Consider the following 15855-nt stretch of genomic DNA (forward strand, 5'->3'; position numbering starts at 1 on the left):
TGCGAGCAGATAGGAGAGATAGGTGAAATTCTACCGTTGTTTTAAATCAAATACAGAATCAAGTGCACACCTGTGAAGTTGGATGGAACCGTGGCTCTGCCACTCCAACGCTTTGTCAGGTGTGCTTTTTTCATAAAGGAGTTTATATGCTAGATATCAAACGTATTCGTACAGACTTTGATGCTGTCGCAGAAAAATTGGCTACACGTGGTGTAGATGCTGCTATCTTGAACGAGATGAAAGAAATCGATGCTAAACGTCGTGACATCTTGGTTAAGGTTGAAACCCTCAAGGCAGAGCGTAACACAGTTTCTGCTGAGATTGCCCAAGCTAAGCGAAACAAGGAAAATGCCGATGATAAGATTGCTGCCATGCAAAACCTATCTGCCGAAGTCAAAGCACTCGATGCAGAATTAGCTGAAATTGATGCTAAATTGACAGAATTTACCACTACTCTTCCAAACATCCCAGCTGACAGTGTTCCTATTGGGGCAGACGAAGATGATAACGTAGAAGTTCGCCGTTGGGGAACTCCTCGTGAGTTTGACTTTGAACCAAAAGCCCACTGGGATCTCGGAGAAGACCTTGGTATTCTTGACTGGGAACGTGGTGGAAAAGTCACTGGAGCTCGTTTCCTCTTCTATAAAGGCCTCGGAGCTCGCTTGGAACGTGCCATCTACAACTTTATGCTAGATGAGCATGGTAAGGAAGGTTATACTGAAGTCATCACCCCTTACATGGTTAACCATGATTCTATGTTTGGTACTGGACAATATCCAAAATTCAAAGAAGATACGTTTGAATTGAAAGACACTAATTATGTCCTCATTCCTACAGCTGAAGTTCCTCTAACTAACTACTACCGTGATGAAATTCTTGACGGAAAAGACTTGCCAATCTACTTTACTGCTATGAGTCCATCATTCCGTTCTGAAGCTGGTTCTGCTGGTCGCGATACTCGCGGTTTGATTCGTTTGCACCAATTCCACAAGGTAGAAATGGTGAAATTTGCCAAACCTGAAGAGTCATATGAAGAACTAGAAAAGATGACAGCCAACGCTGAAAACATCCTTCAAAAACTCAACTTGCCATACCGTGTGGTAGCTCTTTCTACAGGAGATATGGGCTTCTCAGCTGCTAAAACTTATGACTTGGAAGTGTGGATTCCTGCGCAAAATACTTATCGTGAAATCTCAAGCTGTTCAAATACAGAAGATTTCCAAGCCCGTCGTGCCCAAATCCGCTACCGTGATGAAGCTGATGGTAAAGTCAAACTTCTTCACACTTTGAATGGTTCTGGACTTGCTGTTGGGCGTACCGTCGCTGCAATTCTTGAAAACTATCAAAATGAAGATGGTTCTGTCACTATTCCTGAAATCCTTCGTCCATACATGGGTGGAGCTGAAGTCATCAAACCATAACAATTTCATATAAAAAAGAAACAGGTAGAAATTATGATTTCTACCTGTTTTTATTTATTAGTAACCACCCATCATTGAAGGATCCATAGCTGGAGCTGGTGCTACAGGTTCTGGTTTGTTAGCCACAACTGCTTCAGTTGTCAAGATGAGACTTGCTACTGAAGCTGCGTTTTGAAGGGCTGAACGGCTAACCTTAACAGGATCGATGATTCCCGCTTCAATCATATTGACCCATTCACCTGTTGCAGCATTGAAACCTGTTCCAAGCTCTGCATGTTTCAATCGATCGATAACGATTGAACCTTCATAGCCTGCATTGTAGGCAATTTGGCGAACTGGTTCTTCCAAGGCACGAAGAACAATGCTACGTCCTGTTGCTTCATCACCTGTCAATTCTAAAGCTTCAACAGCTGGAATGACATTCACTAAGGCAGTACCACCACCTGCAACGATACCTTCTTCAACAGCTGCACGAGTCGCGTTAAGAGCATCTTCGATGCGAAGTTTCATTTCTTTCAACTCAGTTTCAGTTGCTGCACCAACCTTGATAACAGCTACTCCACCTGACAATTTAGCCAAGCGTTCTTGAAGTTTTTCACGATCAAATTCTGAAGTTGTTGTTTCAATTTGAGACTTGATAACAGCGACACGGTTAGCAATTGCTTCAGGATTCCCCGCACCTTCTACAATAACAGTGCTATCTTTATCTACAGTTACTCTCGCTGCTTGACCAAGCGCTTCAATAGTAGCATCTTTCAATTCAAGACCAAGATCTTCTGTGATAACAGTTCCGCCTGTCAAGATAGCAATGTCTTCGAGCATAGCTTTGCGACGGTCACCGAAACCAGGAGCCTTAACAGCAACTACGTTGAAAGTCCCACGAATCTTGTTCAAAACAAGGGTTGGCAGTGCTTCACCATCAACATCATCTGCAATAATCAAGAGCGGACGGCTACTTTGAAGAATACTTTCTAGAAGTGGCAAGATTTCTTGGATATTTGAAATCCTCTTGTCAGTGATTAAAATGTATGGATTTTCAAGGTCTGCAACCATTTTTTCATTATCAGTAACCATGTATTGTGAGAGGTAACCACGGTCAAATTGCATTCCTTCTACGACTTCAAGTTCTGTTTCCATACCACGTGATTCTTCAATAGTGATAACTCCGTCTTTACCAACTTTTTCCATGGCTTCAGAGATGTATTCACCAACTTTTTCAGAGCGAGAGGATACTGCAGCGACCTGAGCGATAGCTTCTTTGTTAGCAACAGGAATGGCATTATTCTTCAAGGCTTCAACAGCTGCAGCAACCGCAGTTTCAATCCCACGACGGATACCGATTGGGTTTGCGCCAGCCGTAACATTTTTGATCCCTTCACGAACGATGGCTTGGGTCAAGACAGTTGCAGTAGTTGTCCCGTCACCAGCAATATCGTTAGTTTTAGAAGCTACTTCTGATACCAATTTGGCACCCATATTTTCAAAGTGGTCTTCTAGTTCGATTTCTTTAGCGATTGTTACACCATCATTGGTAATCAATGGTGAACCAAATGATTTTTCAAGAACGACATTACGTCCTTTAGGGCCTAAGGTTACTTTAACTGTATCAGCTAGGATATCAACCCCACGGACCATTGCTGAACGTGCATCAGATGAAAATTTAATTTCTTTTGACATACTTACTTCCTCCTATTATTCTTCAACGATTGCTAAAATATTAGCTTCACCCACGATGATATATTTTTCATCACCATCTTTGACATCAATACCTACATGAGCTTCAACTAAAACTTGATCTCCAACTTTTACACTTGGAGCAACAAGTTCACCACTCAAGGTGCGAACACCTTGTCCAATAGCTACTACTTTAGCTGTTTTTGTTTTTTCTTGGGCTGATCCTGCAAGGACAAAGCCACCAACTGTTTGTTCTTTTTCTTCAATTTTCAAGACCACGCGGTCTCCTAATGGTTTCAACATCTGCTTTCCTCCATAAGATAATCATATTATTAGCACTCTTTGTATACGAGTGCTAAACCATAGTTCTATTGTATCACTTAGTCAGAAATAGTCAAGAAAAAAACACCTCAAAAATGAAAGAGATGTTCCTTTAATATTAATTGAGAATCGTCAACTTTTGATTGAAATCATCGATAACCTTTTGGAGATTGATCCGACCGCGGTAGATACCATATCCAAAAACCACCATACCCAAGATTCCAACCAAGGCAAGTAAAATTCCGAAAATTAAGAGTGGGAGGAAGGTTTTATGAAAAAGATAAATCAATACCACACCAATACTAGCAGTGATAAAGAGCAAACTGAACCAACGACCCAAATTTTCAAGCATGTGGCGTTGATACTTAATTTCTGTTTCATATCCATTAACAAGTTCTTGTTTTGTAACCATGAAAATCCTCCTGATAAAAATTGAGAATGAAGTGTAAGAGAAGGAGATTAGTTTACTTCATTCTCAAAATTTTTACTAGTAAATATGGGGTTCTCTCGACCTTAGTAATTAAGATGTGGGTCAAAGATACCTAGAGCAACACCAATTAAGGCAACAACAACTAGAATTAACATGACTTTGTTTGGTGAAACTTTTTTCTTAGACATCAACCACCAGCAAATAGTGATGAAGGTTGCTGTCAAGAGACCTGGATAAACACCATCAATCTTTTCTTGAATTTTAAGGAAGGCTTCTCCGTTAGCATTTTTGAATTCGAGTGCTGTTGTAACAGAGACCCAAGTCGCTGCTACGGCACCAATAACCATACCACCAACAACGCTGATCGCTTTACGAAGAGCTTGTCCTTTTGGTCCTACAAGAAATTCAACGGCTTTATCCCCTAATTGATACCCTTTAAAGAAGGCAAAGCGCATACCAAAGTAGACTAGGAAATTCCACACAACGATGTAGAAGATAGCACCAGCGACGTTACCACCTTTTGAAAGACCAAGTGCAATCCCCAAAAGAACTGGAATCAAGGTACCAACGATCAAAGAGTCACCAATACCAGCGATTGGTCCCATCAAACCGGCACGCATCCCATTGATGGTTTCACCATCTACTGCATCTCCATTTGCACGCGCTTCTTCCAAACCAGCTGTAATCCCTACAACAAGGGATCCAAGTTGCGGTTCAGTATTGAAAAAGGCGGTATAGGTTTGCATGGCATCTTTTTGTTCTTCTTTTGTATCATACATCTCTTCTACAATTGGAAGCATTGAAGTTAAGTACCCGAAGGTTTGCATGTGTTCTTGAGAGAAACAAGTCAAATGGCCATAATACCAATGATGAAATGCTTTTGCTAATGTTTTCTTTGAAATTTTCTTTCTATCAGCCATCTTAAATATCCTCCTCATCATCGTCTACGTACACCACTCCAGCCGGAGCTGCTTTCATAGATTTAATCACTTCAAGTTCATAGTAGATTACTGCAAAGATTAATGAAACAACAGCACTAGCTACCAAGTTCAATCCTAGAGATTTAGCCAAGGTAAATCCAACAAAGAATGGAATGAAGTCAGTTGCTTTTGTAACAATTTGTTTCAACAAGATAGCAATACCGACACATGGGAGAAGGGCTCCAACTGTAAAGAGGGCTTTCATCCAGAAACCATCCATAGGAAGGTAAAGTTTCATCAAATCAACCATGTTTTCACCATATTTGGTGATAATCATAGTTGGAAGGAAAGAGAAGAGGAAGTGAGAAATCCAAGGATAAACCCAGTCAACTGCGTAGAGTTTTTTGAAGTTTCCTTCTTCAACGGCTTTCCAACCAATATGTTGCCAAAGCAAGTTCATTGTAGCTGTACCGTAGAAAAGAACAGTACCGATTGTCCCAACGGCTGCACCGATTGGAGCTGCAGCTGCTGCAATTCCAGCTTCGTCTGTGATGTGATTTGCATGCACAAACAAGATAGCAAGAGGAACACCGATATAAGAGATTGCACGAACGTCGGCAGATACGGTTCCACCAGGTGTTACCAAGGCGATATAAACTACTTGAAGGGCAACCCCGACCATAATACCGGTTGTCACATCTCCAAGAATTAAACCTGAGATCAACCCACCAATCAAGGGACGACCGAGTGTATAGTTACCGATACTGGAACCACCCATACCAGGCATTGAAGACAAGCTGGCGAAAACTGCAAGCAAGATTGCTTGAATCCATGAAATTGTCATAACAAACGCTCCTTTTTGTTTGTAAATTTATTTACCTAACTAATAAAACTGTTAGGTTTAAAAACCAAATTTAGATTTGAAATCATCCCAGTAACCAATTGAGACATCCGGCAACAATTGGAATTTAACCTTATATCCTGTTGCTTGAATAGCTTGGAAGGCTTCTGCTTCTTCCTGAGTGATGGATTGGTTATTGCCCAATTTCACTGCACCAGGACGATCATTTGCAGGGCCAACGATGATTTCTTTAACATCTCCTGGGACAAAACCTTGATCCACCAAAATTTCCTTCATATCGATTGGGTTTTTGGTAATCAAGAAGTACCGACTGTCAGATTCCGTTACTTTTGCTGACTTTTCTTTAAAGGCTTCTTTTGTCCATACAAAGGTTTTCTTGTCTGATGCACCCTTGTATGCCTGGATTAAAACCTTGTTTGACGCTGCTGCATCGTTTACGGCAATCAAACCATCACATGGTTTTTCCTTTGCCCAGCGTGTGACTGTTTGACCGTGAATCATGCGGTCATCAATCCGTACAAATGTTACTACCATAAGGTACCTCCCTATTAAATATCGTCATCATCTTCTTCAGCACTGGTGGCTGAAACTTCAAAAGGCTGTAGTGCAGATTGTGCTTCTGATAAGATGGTAGCTGACAAATCGTCTCCATCCAACACATCCTTCATCACTACTGCTGTTAAAGCCATGGTAAGGTTCATTCCACCAAGGATCAAAGCTTCATCTAGCTTCCCAACTTCTTCTAGGACAGTTGCTGCTGTGGTTAGTGGACTACCGCCTACAATATCTGCCAAGACCAGTACAGAATCATCTGCTGTCAATTCTGAAATGCTTTCTCTAAAATCAACTGCAAAATCATCGACCGACTTTCCTTCTTTGAGTCCAACTGCGATGACTTGATTCATCTTATCACCAGCAAACATAGCTAATGATGTTTTTAGGCCTTCTGCCAATCCTCCATGACTGACTAAAATGAGGTATTTCATTTTACTACGCCTCCTTTATTTGACTCTATTGTAGATTATTTGAAAACGTTTTTACATTGTCAAATGTCACATTATAAACATGACATTTAGCAATAAAAAAATGACATCTGTCACTTGATACAATGTCATCTTTTTTTCTTAAAATTCTACCTGAAGACTACTTTCAATCTCCCTTTGAATTTGCGGCAAGCGGTTCTCAACATCTTGATCGCGCAAGGCATTGCCAATCAAGTAGTCTAGCTTTTCTAACACCTCTTTTGAGACATTTTTTGGACTACTTTCAACAGCTTGTTCCATAATCCGGTTCAAGGTCTGATTGGTTAAGGAATCTACCCCAAAATCATCCACTTGCAGAAGATCTTTACTAGAACGACTCTTGACTACATCAGGCATGACAGAAATCCCTTGAGATTCAGCAAAAAGAGTTTGTTGGATTTCTGGATCCTCTGTCAACACTTGCATCAACTCCCAAGCCAACTTTGAATGAGGAGTCCGAGCAGACATGGCAAAAGAAGTCGTCGTAACCAAGGTCGCCTTGGTGGTTTTTGACTTAGCAGGCATAGGAATACAGGTCCAGGTGAAGTTTGAATATTTGGAAACATGATAGGGATAAGGTTTATAAGTCCTATATTGGGCCAAGGTCATGGGATAAAACGCAACTTTCCCCTGGTCAAAATCTTTGGAACTCACCTTATAGTTCTTATTCAGTTCTTCCAATTTTTGTAAAAAAGTCAAAGATTCTTTGACTTCTGGAGCCGTAAGTTTGAGCACTCCACCTTGAAAGAGACTACCCCCATTTGCTGCCAAAGCTTCTTTCCATGTATATTCTGTACTTCCAAACTGATCCAATTGACCATCTCCATTGGTATCTTTGGTTAGTTTTTTACAAATTGTATAGAACTCTTCCAAGCTCCAACCTTCTTTGGGAACCTCAATACCTTCCTTATCCAGCAAATCTTTATTGACACACATTAAAATAGGATTGCTTTCGTAAGGTAAGGCATAGGGTTGTTCCTGATAGACACAGGATTCAAATGCAGCGGTATAAAAAGTAGCTTGATCTTTTTGACTCATATAACCATTCAAATTTTCTAAAACGCCACGCGCTGCCAATAAAGAAATATCTTGTTCAGAGACCATAAAGACATCCGGTGTCTTTCCTGAAACAATTTTTTCTGAGAGCCAGTTTGAATATTCAGACTGTGGAATTCCATTTTCATACTCCACACGGACATTGGGATGGGACTTTTCAAATTTTTCAATTGCTCGATCCAAAGCATGTGAACGTTGACTGGTTGGTACATCCCAACTAGAACCTGCATAAACTCCTATATGAAGTACGGTTGGTTGCCGTTTCCACCCATAAACCCCCGCACTTACACAGAGCATAATAAGGAGCCCAATCCCAAAATAAAGATGCTTTCGCTTTAATTTCATTCCGTATTCCCTTTTGAAAAATCGCGTCTGGTCACTCCTGTTTGGACTGACCAAATCGCTAATTGTGTTCGATCTCTTAGGTTTAATTTTGCCAAAATCGTTGATAAGTAATTGCGCACGGTTCCTTCTGACAAGAAAAGTTTGGCCGCAATTTCTTTGTTAGACTCACCATAACCAATTTCTTGAATAATTCGCCATTCCGTAGTGCTTAAATCTTTGACATTATCTTCATCCACAGTAATAGAAAAGTTGGATTTAGCCATCTGTGAAAAAATTTGAAAGACTTTGCTAGCGATATTAGGGTTAATCATAGCTCCACCCTGATACACCACCTTAATAGCTTCGTAGAGCTCGTCTGTCGAGGTCCCTTTTAAGAGATATCCTGAAGCACCATATTTGAGCGCACTATAGATAAATTCATCATCATCAAAGGTCGTTAAAATAATAATTTTGATATCCGGATAATGCTCTTTTACTTCTTTTGTAGCCAAAACTCCATCCATACCTGGCATCCGAATATCCATCAAAATTAAATCAGGATGAGTTTGTGGGATGCTCGACAAGACATGATTCCCATCTTCTACTGTTGCTACCACTTCGATATCGGAGTGAGCTGACAAAATAATTTTCAGAGATTCTCGAATCAAAGACTGGTCATCTGCCACCATTACTTTTATCACCATCTCTTATCTCCCTTCTTTTTATTTCGGTAAACTGACTCGTGTAAAAAATCCATCGCGACTTTCAAATTGAAGTTGTCCTCCTAGGATAGAAATACGCTCCATCATCTGCTTGAGCCCATATCCATAGGTCAAGGTTTCAAACCCAACTCCATTGTCCTGCAACTCTATTATGTAATCTGCTTCATCCTCAAAAAAATGAAGTTCCATTAGACTAGCATGGCCGTGACGAACCGCATTGGTCATAGACTCTTGAATCACACGAAAAATCGTATCTTCAATCATGACGTCCATATCGACATCAACCCATTCATAGATTAAATCAACCTGTAGATTTGAAAGATTCTGATACTCATGAATCATCTTTTCTAACGCATATTTGAGAGTTCGTCCCTCAAGAGCTCCTGGCCGAAGGCGATTGAGAGAGCCTCTCACATCTTGAATCCCTTCGCGGACGACTTCTGACACATTTTTCACCTGTTCTTTTGCCCGATTAGGATCGATATCAATCAAGACTCCAACTGCATCTAAACCAGCTGAGATTCCTGTTAATGCATGCCCCAAGGTATCGTGAATCTCACGAGCAATCCGCTTACGCTCCCGATCCTCTGCAATTTTCTCAGATAAGGCCATATAGTTGTTCAACTCCGTATTAACTTTGGATACCATGGCCAATTCCTCTTCCACTTCGTGGTTCTCCGCAAGGACATTCATAATATAAAACAAAAGCGAAATAATGAAGAACACCAAATTTGAGGCATAGAGAGAATTCTTCAGAAAAAAGGCCAAAATTCGGAGGGAGGACGGATAAAACTGAATATACGTATCCAAGGACGGAATCGGAAAGAAAAGTGAAAAGACGTCTGAGTTGGTCACAAGAAGCATCAGGAAACTCACTAGTATAAACGCAAACCAATACTTGCGGTCTCGTTTAGTATTCAACTCTTTAGAACCATAGAAAATATCCGCAAAAACCAAGAGAATAATCCCATTATAAGCTATATTTTGAACCCACATCAAGAGCAACATCAGGAGAATCTCTAGAATATTTCGTTTATCAAAGATAGACCATCGGCTCGTTTGAGGACGATAACGAGCCATCGATATCAAGGCAATCCCAGCAAATAAGAGCGCAGACAACCAAAAGGTCAGAGAAGGCGCAAAAGGAATACGCTCTAAGCGTTCTACTAACAAAGAAGCTTGTCGTTGGACGATGATATAGTTGGTTGCTTGAAGATAGATAATACTATTGAGCATGACTGCAATAAAATTCACGATCATCAGGAGGGTCAAACTGTATCGCACACCTCTAAATTTTCTCATCACTGCCACCCATTCACATCGAATCGTTCGATGTTTTCCTTTGTCATCATTTGAACTGGAATGGTTACTTCTTCAGAGTAGCTCTTCCCATCAACAATATCCTGGATGACTTCCATCACGCGATCTCCCATCTGCAAAGGAGACTGAGCAACTGTTCCCACAACATCATCTGTTGAATGCAATAAAGATTTCATATCTGGTGAACCATCAATTCCATAAATCGCAATGGGGTAGCTAATTCCTTTCTCCTTAATAGCAGCTAAAGCTCCTATAGCTGAACGGTCATTTAAGGCAACCAAGGTATCGATTTTAAATTCTAGTTGCAAGAAGTTGCGTACAGTTGGCATCGCAATTTCTGTCTGTCCCTTAGTTTCTAGTTCCGAGACAATCTGATAAGATTCGTGTCCTTCGATAGTATCCTTAAATCCCTGAATCCGTGTATCTGCTGAAATTGTTCCTTTATGCTCCAAGAGGAGTATTCGAGCACTAGAAGAGCGTTTCATCAGCTCTTTCGCAATCAATACTCCTGCTTGGTAGTTATCGGATACAATACTAGCATCAGGTTTAAAATTCTTCAACTGAGTATCTACTGCAATAATCTTAATCCCTTGTTTTCTAGCTTTTTCAAGAGCCCTTAAAATCAGTTGACTATCCCCCTTGACCGGATTAATCACAATCACATTGACTTTTTGAGCGCAAAAATCATCGATTTGTTGGCACTGTCTTTCTTCGTCCAATTCTGGATCTCGGACATAAACCAGAGCTCCCCTCTCGTCAGCAATTCGACTAATTTCCGAATGAATACTTTTATAGAACTCATTATTCATGGTCATATAGGTGACACCAATCTTAGTCTTTTCATTCATACTAGTCGTTTGACAAACTGTATAGACCCACAAGAGAAGACAGGCCACTGGAATCAGCAGTAATATCCGTTTTATCAACCATTTCAACAATTCTTTTCTCTCTTTATTTTCCTTCAAATTTCATTCCTTTTCTGAAAACTCTGAATATATAATACTTTATTCTACTACTTTTTCAAAAAAAATGCTTGATTTTATTGTACAAGTACATTTATTTGACCTATTTTAAGAAGTAATTTCCGAACAATAAAACTAGAAACAATAGAAAAAGCTGGTCTATAAACGAACCAGCTTTTTCTATAATCAATCCTAGAAGGGAAGTTCCTCCTCTTCCAAAACCAGATCTGCTAAGTCTTGACCAGCATTATTTTCACGCATAGCACGTTGGGCGCGACTTTCCAAAAGTTGAAATCCTGTAGCAAGAACTTCGGTCACGTAGTTGGTCTGACCATTCTTCTCGAACTTACGGGTACGAAGTTCCCCATCGATAGAAATGAGACTGCCTTTAGTCGCGTAGCTAGCCAAGGTTTCAGCCAATTTCCCCCAGACAACAATATTGATGAAGTCCGCTTCACGTTCCCCATTTTGGTCCTTAAAACGACGGTTAATAGCAATCGTCGCACGAGCTACAGACTTATCATTGTTGGTTTTGTGCAATTCGGGTGTAGACGTCAAGCGTCCAATCATAATCACTTTATTATACATTTTTCATCCTCCTACTTATCTATTCGAAGGAAATCAAAAAAAGTTACAAGATTTGTAACTTTTTTAAAAATAATATTAATCTCGATGAATCATAAACCCAGTTGCTTGTTGATTAGCCATGATGGTCATATCTGTGATTTGCACACGACGAGGTTGACTGGTCACATAAACCACTGCATCAGCGATATCTTGTGCCTGTAAGGCTTCAAGCCCCTGGTAAACAGTCGCAGCCCGTGCCTCATCTCCATGGAAACGGACTTTTGAAAAATCAGTCTCTACAATTCCTGGCTGAATAGTGGTCACCTTGATATCTGTCGCAATGGTGTCAATCCGAAGCCCGTCTGAAAAAGTTTTAACTGCAGCCTTGGTTGCTGAATAGACTGCTGCACCAGCATAGGCGTAAATACCTGCAGTAGATCCCATATTGATAATATGCCCTTGATTAACTGCTACCATGGAAGGTAAGAGGCAACGCGTAACCGCCATTAAGCCCTTGACATTGGTATCCAGCATGGTCAACATATCCAACTCTTCATATTCCTGATAAGGTGCTAAGCCGAGAGCCAGTCCAGCATTATTGACTAAAATATCAAACTGACCTACAGTTTCTAAAATTTCTGAACAAACCGTTTTAACCATTGTCATGTCTGTTACATCTAGCGAAAAGGTCCAGATTTTTTGATTTGGAAAGGCTTCTGCGAACTCTGTTTTTAGAGCTTTGAGTCTTTCTGTTCGGCGACCTGTGAGAACGATATTCTCACCTTTTTCTAGATAAGCACGCGCAATAGCTTCACCGATACCTGATGTTGCACCTGTAATCACTACATTTTTTGCCATCTTATTTCCCTCCAGCGAACAGCATAGATAACTGTTACCAATTAAGCTGTCCAGTGTTTAGCCGGATCGAATGGAGTTCCTACAACTTGGTCTTCTGATAATTCAATGACACCACGTTTTTGGGGAGCATTTGGCAAGGCAAGTTCACGAGGACTACACATCATCCCAAAACTCTTTTCCCCACGAAGTTCCCCTGGGAAAATGAGATTGCCTTTTGGCATCATGGCTCCAGGAAGAGCAACAATGGTTTTCAAACCGACACGTGCATTGGGAGCACCTGCCACGATTTGTACTGTTTTGTCATTCCCAACAGCAACTTGACAGATATTCAAGTGGTCACTATCTGGATGTGCAACCATTTCTACAATCTCACCAACCACAAATTTTGGTTCCTTGTCGTTAATGATTTCTTCAGTAAACCCTTGAGCCTGCAATTCTTGGTTCAAACGAGTTACTTGGTCGTCAGTTAAAAAGACTTGCCCGCGCTCAGCGATCTCAAACATGCTAGAAACTTCAAAAATGTTCCAAGCGACAGTTTCACCAGTTTCCTTTAGAAAAACACGGGCAATATTGCCTTTACGCTCAGCATCTAGCTTGGCGTCACCACTGTTTTTCACGATGACCATAAGGACATCGCCGACATATTCTTTATTGTATGTAAAAATCATTCTTTTCTCCTATTTCAAACTTGCTAAAAAGTCATTGATTTGCCCCTTGGTTTTACGGTCACGATTGACAAAACGTCCAATTTCCTTGTCCTTGTCTAAAACAACAAGACTTGGAATCCCGTATACATCCCAAAGTTTAGCAAGTTCCATGTACTCATCACGGTCTACCCGTATAAAAGTGAACTCTGGATTTGCCTCTTCAATCTCTGGCAAGGAAGGATAGATATAACGGCAATCGCCACACCAATCCGCAACAAAAAGGAAGACCTTCTTGCCATCCTGCTCTACTAGATTTGCTAATTCTTCTATATTTTTAGGAGAAATCATAAGGCTTCCTCCTCGTAGATGAGATCTTCATCTTCATAGACAAAGGTATAGTGACGACCATCTTCAAAAATGACACCACCAACAAGACGTTCTAGGCTACTTTCGTATACTTGGACATAGAGAGTCCCAATCTCACCCATTTCTGAGAAATAGTCACGCACAATAGCAGTTAACTCTTCCTGTGTCTTCATAAGTTTGTGATCATCAGCTACTTTCTTAGCACCAAAGGCAAGTGCTCCAAGCCCTGCCACTACTAAACCTGTTTTAATAATATTTTTCGTTTTCATGCTAACATTGTAACACAAAAAGGCTCAAGGAACAATGAAAAAGAGAGTGGGACAGAAATCGGTAATTCGATAGAATTCGATTTCGTTGTCCCACCTCCGCACAGTTGAGTAGGGCTGTAAAAGCTGATGAAATCAGCGTAGTAGAGCCCACTCAACCACTGCGTCTTGCTCGACAATCCAAAGACAATTGAGAGGCTAGGACTTTTGTCCCAGCCTCCTTTCTAATTTCTAAAAATTAATAATTTCTCTCACCAAACAAACCTTCTGGTAAATCATGGAATCCCTTGCCTGCCTTGAAGTTTTCAAATTTACCTAGTAAGAACTGGTAGGCATCCAAGCGACTCTCGTAGCGAATCATGGCATCTTTAGCGCGCTCATCTTGATCTTCTTCATAAACCTTTTGACTTTCCTTAAGAGCCATATCATTGATCATAATCTGGGTATTAACCCAGGCTTCAAATTCCTTCATAAATTCTTGCTCGTAACTCATTTTTTCTCCTTATTCTAATCCACGGAAAAAGTCTGTATCAATCTCACGGTAGGGTTGGATGTCCTGAACATACTCCAACACACCTTGAAATTCCCCGTTTTCATCATGTACTGCAGCGTAGGTGACATGGACAAACTTTCCACGTGATTCTGACTTGAACCACATCTCGTACTTGTCTTTTTTCCCTTCACGAAGACCTTGCATAATGGCTTTGACCTTCTCCAAATATTTTGGTGGATGACATAGTTCGACATTACGTCCAACTTGAGACGGTGTCCGCTTGAAAATCATTTCATCCGCTGGAGTATTGTCATTATAATACTGGAAAATATCATCCTTATTAACAAAGGTAATCTCCATCGGCAAATGATTAAGGATAAGATTCGCCTGTTCAACTGAGAGATAGCCATTGCCAAAAGCCTGCTGGCTATTGCGATCTAGCACCGTTTCCTTTTCCTTTGGTGTAAAGGTGATTATAAACTGACCTTCTGGTGTATCGATCACTTGCTGAACTTGCCCATCTACAGTTTCTGGCTGAGTTGGTTCTTCTACACTTTTTTCCTCAACAAAACTTTGACGTTCAGGAACCCATTTCTCAGACGGACGGATAATAGCATATCCATAGGCATCACTTTCCTCAGCAATCTGAATCCAGTCATCCTGGGTAAAGGATTCAAGCAGAATCATGAGAAGGATTGATTCCTCCTTAAAAATCATACTCTCAAACTCTGTCGCAAACGCTTCAAAAACTTCCTTTACAGCGGAAATTGTCACTTCTGGGAGCGACTTAGTTGCTACTAAGGCTGTTTGAAAGAGATCCCTAATCTGATCATCCACTCCCCACATAACTTTGGGAGGTGAATCATGGCCATAACGTTCCATGATAGGAAAGAAGAGCTCTTCCTTGCGCTGGTAGTGGATATCAAATTGACCAACAAGCCCCATCTGACGTACCAAGCCTTTGCGCATTTCTACCAGCATCTCCTCATCGTCCACAGATTCATAAGTCGAGAGCAATCTACGGACCCGAATCAAAGCAGCTCGGAGAGCTAGATTTTCATCCTTAAAGACTCGCACAGGGTGACCAGGATGCTCGGTATCCTCAACTTCTACGCCTTTAACAGCATTTTTAAAGAGATTAGCATGCACATCACATAGCTCCATGACATCTTCAAAGGTAACGCCTGAGTCAGAGTTCATCAACTCATGCTCCATAAGAGAAATCTCGATAGCTGATACACCAGTAAAGGTCGTATCAAAGCGTTCCTGAACGGACTCTGGAGAGGCTCCATTATGCAATTCTAATAAAATATCCCGCAGGATATGAATACGTTCATCTGTCATTAGTCTAACCCGATCACTTCGTAACCATTTGCTTCAAGCGTACGCACAATCTTATCCATAGGAGTCCCTTCAAGCTTTGAGCCTTGTTTGAGCGAAACTTTTCGCCCTACAGTATTACGCATCAAGGGATTTGCAAGAGGTTTAAAACCAAGCTCAACCAAAATATCTAAAACTTCTGGATGTTTATCCACCACTTCCGCAACGGGAATTGATACATCGATTATATTGTCCATGAGAACCTCCATTCTGTTTTCACACTAGATTTTCTTTTTTTATTATA

At 40.8% G+C, this 15855-nt stretch carries 20 protein-coding genes; 1 reads left to right on the forward strand and 19 read right to left on the reverse strand.

Annotation, left to right across the window (positions count from 1 at the left end; translation table 11 throughout):
• Window positions 1-146: 146 nt before the first annotated feature.
• Window positions 147-1421, forward strand: coding sequence for a serine--tRNA ligase (serS, locus tag QM382_RS05060; RefSeq protein ID WP_414272660.1), 1275 nt, complete (start codon window positions 147-149; stop codon window positions 1419-1421).
• A gap of 57 nt (window positions 1422-1478) precedes the next feature.
• Here the strand turns inward: serS and groL are convergent, their stop codons facing one another.
• The 19 genes from groL to QM382_RS05155 form a co-directional block, all read right to left on the reverse strand.
• Window positions 1479-3098, reverse strand: coding sequence for a chaperonin GroEL (gene groL, locus QM382_RS05065; RefSeq protein WP_414272661.1), 1620 nt, complete (start codon window positions 3096-3098; stop codon window positions 1479-1481).
• Between the two features lie 15 nt (window positions 3099-3113).
• Window positions 3114-3398, reverse strand: coding sequence for a co-chaperone GroES (gene groES / locus QM382_RS05070; protein ID WP_049494252.1), 285 nt, complete (start codon window positions 3396-3398; stop codon window positions 3114-3116).
• Window positions 3399-3534: 136 nt separating this feature from the next.
• Window positions 3535-3828 carry a DUF202 domain-containing protein gene (locus tag QM382_RS05075; protein WP_195183842.1) on the reverse strand — a complete coding sequence of 98 codons (294 nt, stop codon included), beginning with the start codon at window positions 3826-3828 and terminating at the stop codon, window positions 3535-3537.
• 101 nt (window positions 3829-3929) lie between these two features.
• Window positions 3930-4784 (reverse strand): PTS system mannose/fructose/sorbose family transporter subunit IID, encoded by an 855-nt coding sequence (locus QM382_RS05080; protein ID WP_029689583.1) that lies wholly within the window; start codon window positions 4782-4784, stop codon window positions 3930-3932.
• A complete protein-coding gene (locus tag QM382_RS05085; protein WP_006151610.1) occupies window positions 4768-5610 on the reverse strand; it encodes a PTS mannose/fructose/sorbose/N-acetylgalactosamine transporter subunit IIC in 843 nt (280 codons plus the stop codon). The genes QM382_RS05080 and QM382_RS05085 overlap by 17 nt, the downstream gene beginning before the upstream one ends.
• Window positions 5611-5667: 57 nt before the next feature.
• Window positions 5668-6162, reverse strand: a complete 495-nt coding sequence (locus QM382_RS05090; RefSeq protein ID WP_195183841.1) for a PTS system mannose/fructose/N-acetylgalactosamine-transporter subunit IIB — start codon at window positions 6160-6162, stop codon at window positions 5668-5670.
• 14 nt (window positions 6163-6176) lie between these two features.
• On the reverse strand, window positions 6177-6614 hold the full coding sequence (locus QM382_RS05095) for a PTS sugar transporter subunit IIA (RefSeq protein WP_414256215.1): 438 nt from the start codon (window positions 6612-6614) through the stop codon (window positions 6177-6179).
• Between the two features lie 138 nt (window positions 6615-6752).
• The gene (locus tag QM382_RS05100) at window positions 6753-8051 is read right to left on the reverse strand and encodes an ABC transporter substrate-binding protein (RefSeq protein WP_414256216.1); all 1299 of its coding nucleotides are present in this window, start codon (window positions 8049-8051) and stop codon (window positions 6753-6755) included.
• Entirely contained in the window at window positions 8048-8731 is a 684-nt protein-coding gene (locus tag QM382_RS05105) for a response regulator transcription factor (RefSeq protein WP_025173290.1), read from the reverse strand. The genes QM382_RS05100 and QM382_RS05105 overlap by 4 nt, the downstream gene beginning before the upstream one ends.
• 21 nt (window positions 8732-8752) lie before the next feature.
• Window positions 8753-10054, reverse strand: coding sequence for a sensor histidine kinase (locus QM382_RS05110; protein WP_414272662.1), 1302 nt, complete (start codon window positions 10052-10054; stop codon window positions 8753-8755).
• Complete coding sequence (locus QM382_RS05115) at window positions 10054-11037, reverse strand: substrate-binding domain-containing protein (protein WP_414272663.1); 984 nt, start codon at window positions 11035-11037, stop codon at window positions 10054-10056. The genes QM382_RS05110 and QM382_RS05115 overlap by 1 nt, the downstream gene beginning before the upstream one ends.
• Window positions 11038-11226: 189 nt before the next feature.
• Window positions 11227-11622: a single-stranded DNA-binding protein gene (locus QM382_RS05120; RefSeq protein WP_004251844.1), complete on the reverse strand. Its 396-nt coding sequence runs from the start codon at window positions 11620-11622 to the stop codon at window positions 11227-11229.
• Window positions 11623-11697: 75 nt separating this feature from the next.
• Window positions 11698-12459 (reverse strand): SDR family NAD(P)-dependent oxidoreductase, encoded by a 762-nt coding sequence (locus QM382_RS05125; protein ID WP_414272664.1) that lies wholly within the window; start codon window positions 12457-12459, stop codon window positions 11698-11700.
• A 41-nt stretch (window positions 12460-12500) separates the two neighbouring features.
• A complete protein-coding gene (gene ytpR, locus QM382_RS05130) occupies window positions 12501-13127 on the reverse strand; it encodes a YtpR family tRNA-binding protein (protein ID WP_004251839.1) in 627 nt (208 codons plus the stop codon).
• A 9-nt stretch (window positions 13128-13136) separates the two neighbouring features.
• Window positions 13137-13454: a thioredoxin family protein gene (locus QM382_RS05135; RefSeq protein WP_414272665.1), complete on the reverse strand. Its 318-nt coding sequence runs from the start codon at window positions 13452-13454 to the stop codon at window positions 13137-13139.
• Complete coding sequence (locus QM382_RS05140) at window positions 13451-13741, reverse strand: DUF4651 domain-containing protein (RefSeq protein WP_178895421.1); 291 nt, start codon at window positions 13739-13741, stop codon at window positions 13451-13453. Before QM382_RS05140 ends, QM382_RS05135 begins: the two co-directional genes overlap by 4 nt.
• Window positions 13742-13976: 235 nt before the next feature.
• On the reverse strand, window positions 13977-14231 hold the full coding sequence (locus QM382_RS05145) for a DUF1912 family protein (protein ID WP_004251830.1): 255 nt from the start codon (window positions 14229-14231) through the stop codon (window positions 13977-13979).
• A 9-nt stretch (window positions 14232-14240) separates the two neighbouring features.
• Window positions 14241-15575 (reverse strand): DUF438 domain-containing protein, encoded by a 1335-nt coding sequence (locus QM382_RS05150; protein WP_414272666.1) that lies wholly within the window; start codon window positions 15573-15575, stop codon window positions 14241-14243.
• Entirely contained in the window at window positions 15575-15808 is a 234-nt protein-coding gene (locus tag QM382_RS05155) for a DUF1858 domain-containing protein (RefSeq protein WP_000368732.1), read from the reverse strand. The genes QM382_RS05150 and QM382_RS05155 overlap by 1 nt, the downstream gene beginning before the upstream one ends.
• Between the last annotated feature and the right edge of the window lie 47 nt (window positions 15809-15855).

The organism is Streptococcus infantis (genome assembly GCF_047465185.1).
In the GTDB taxonomy this organism is placed as follows: domain Bacteria; phylum Bacillota; class Bacilli; order Lactobacillales; family Streptococcaceae; genus Streptococcus; species Streptococcus infantis_O.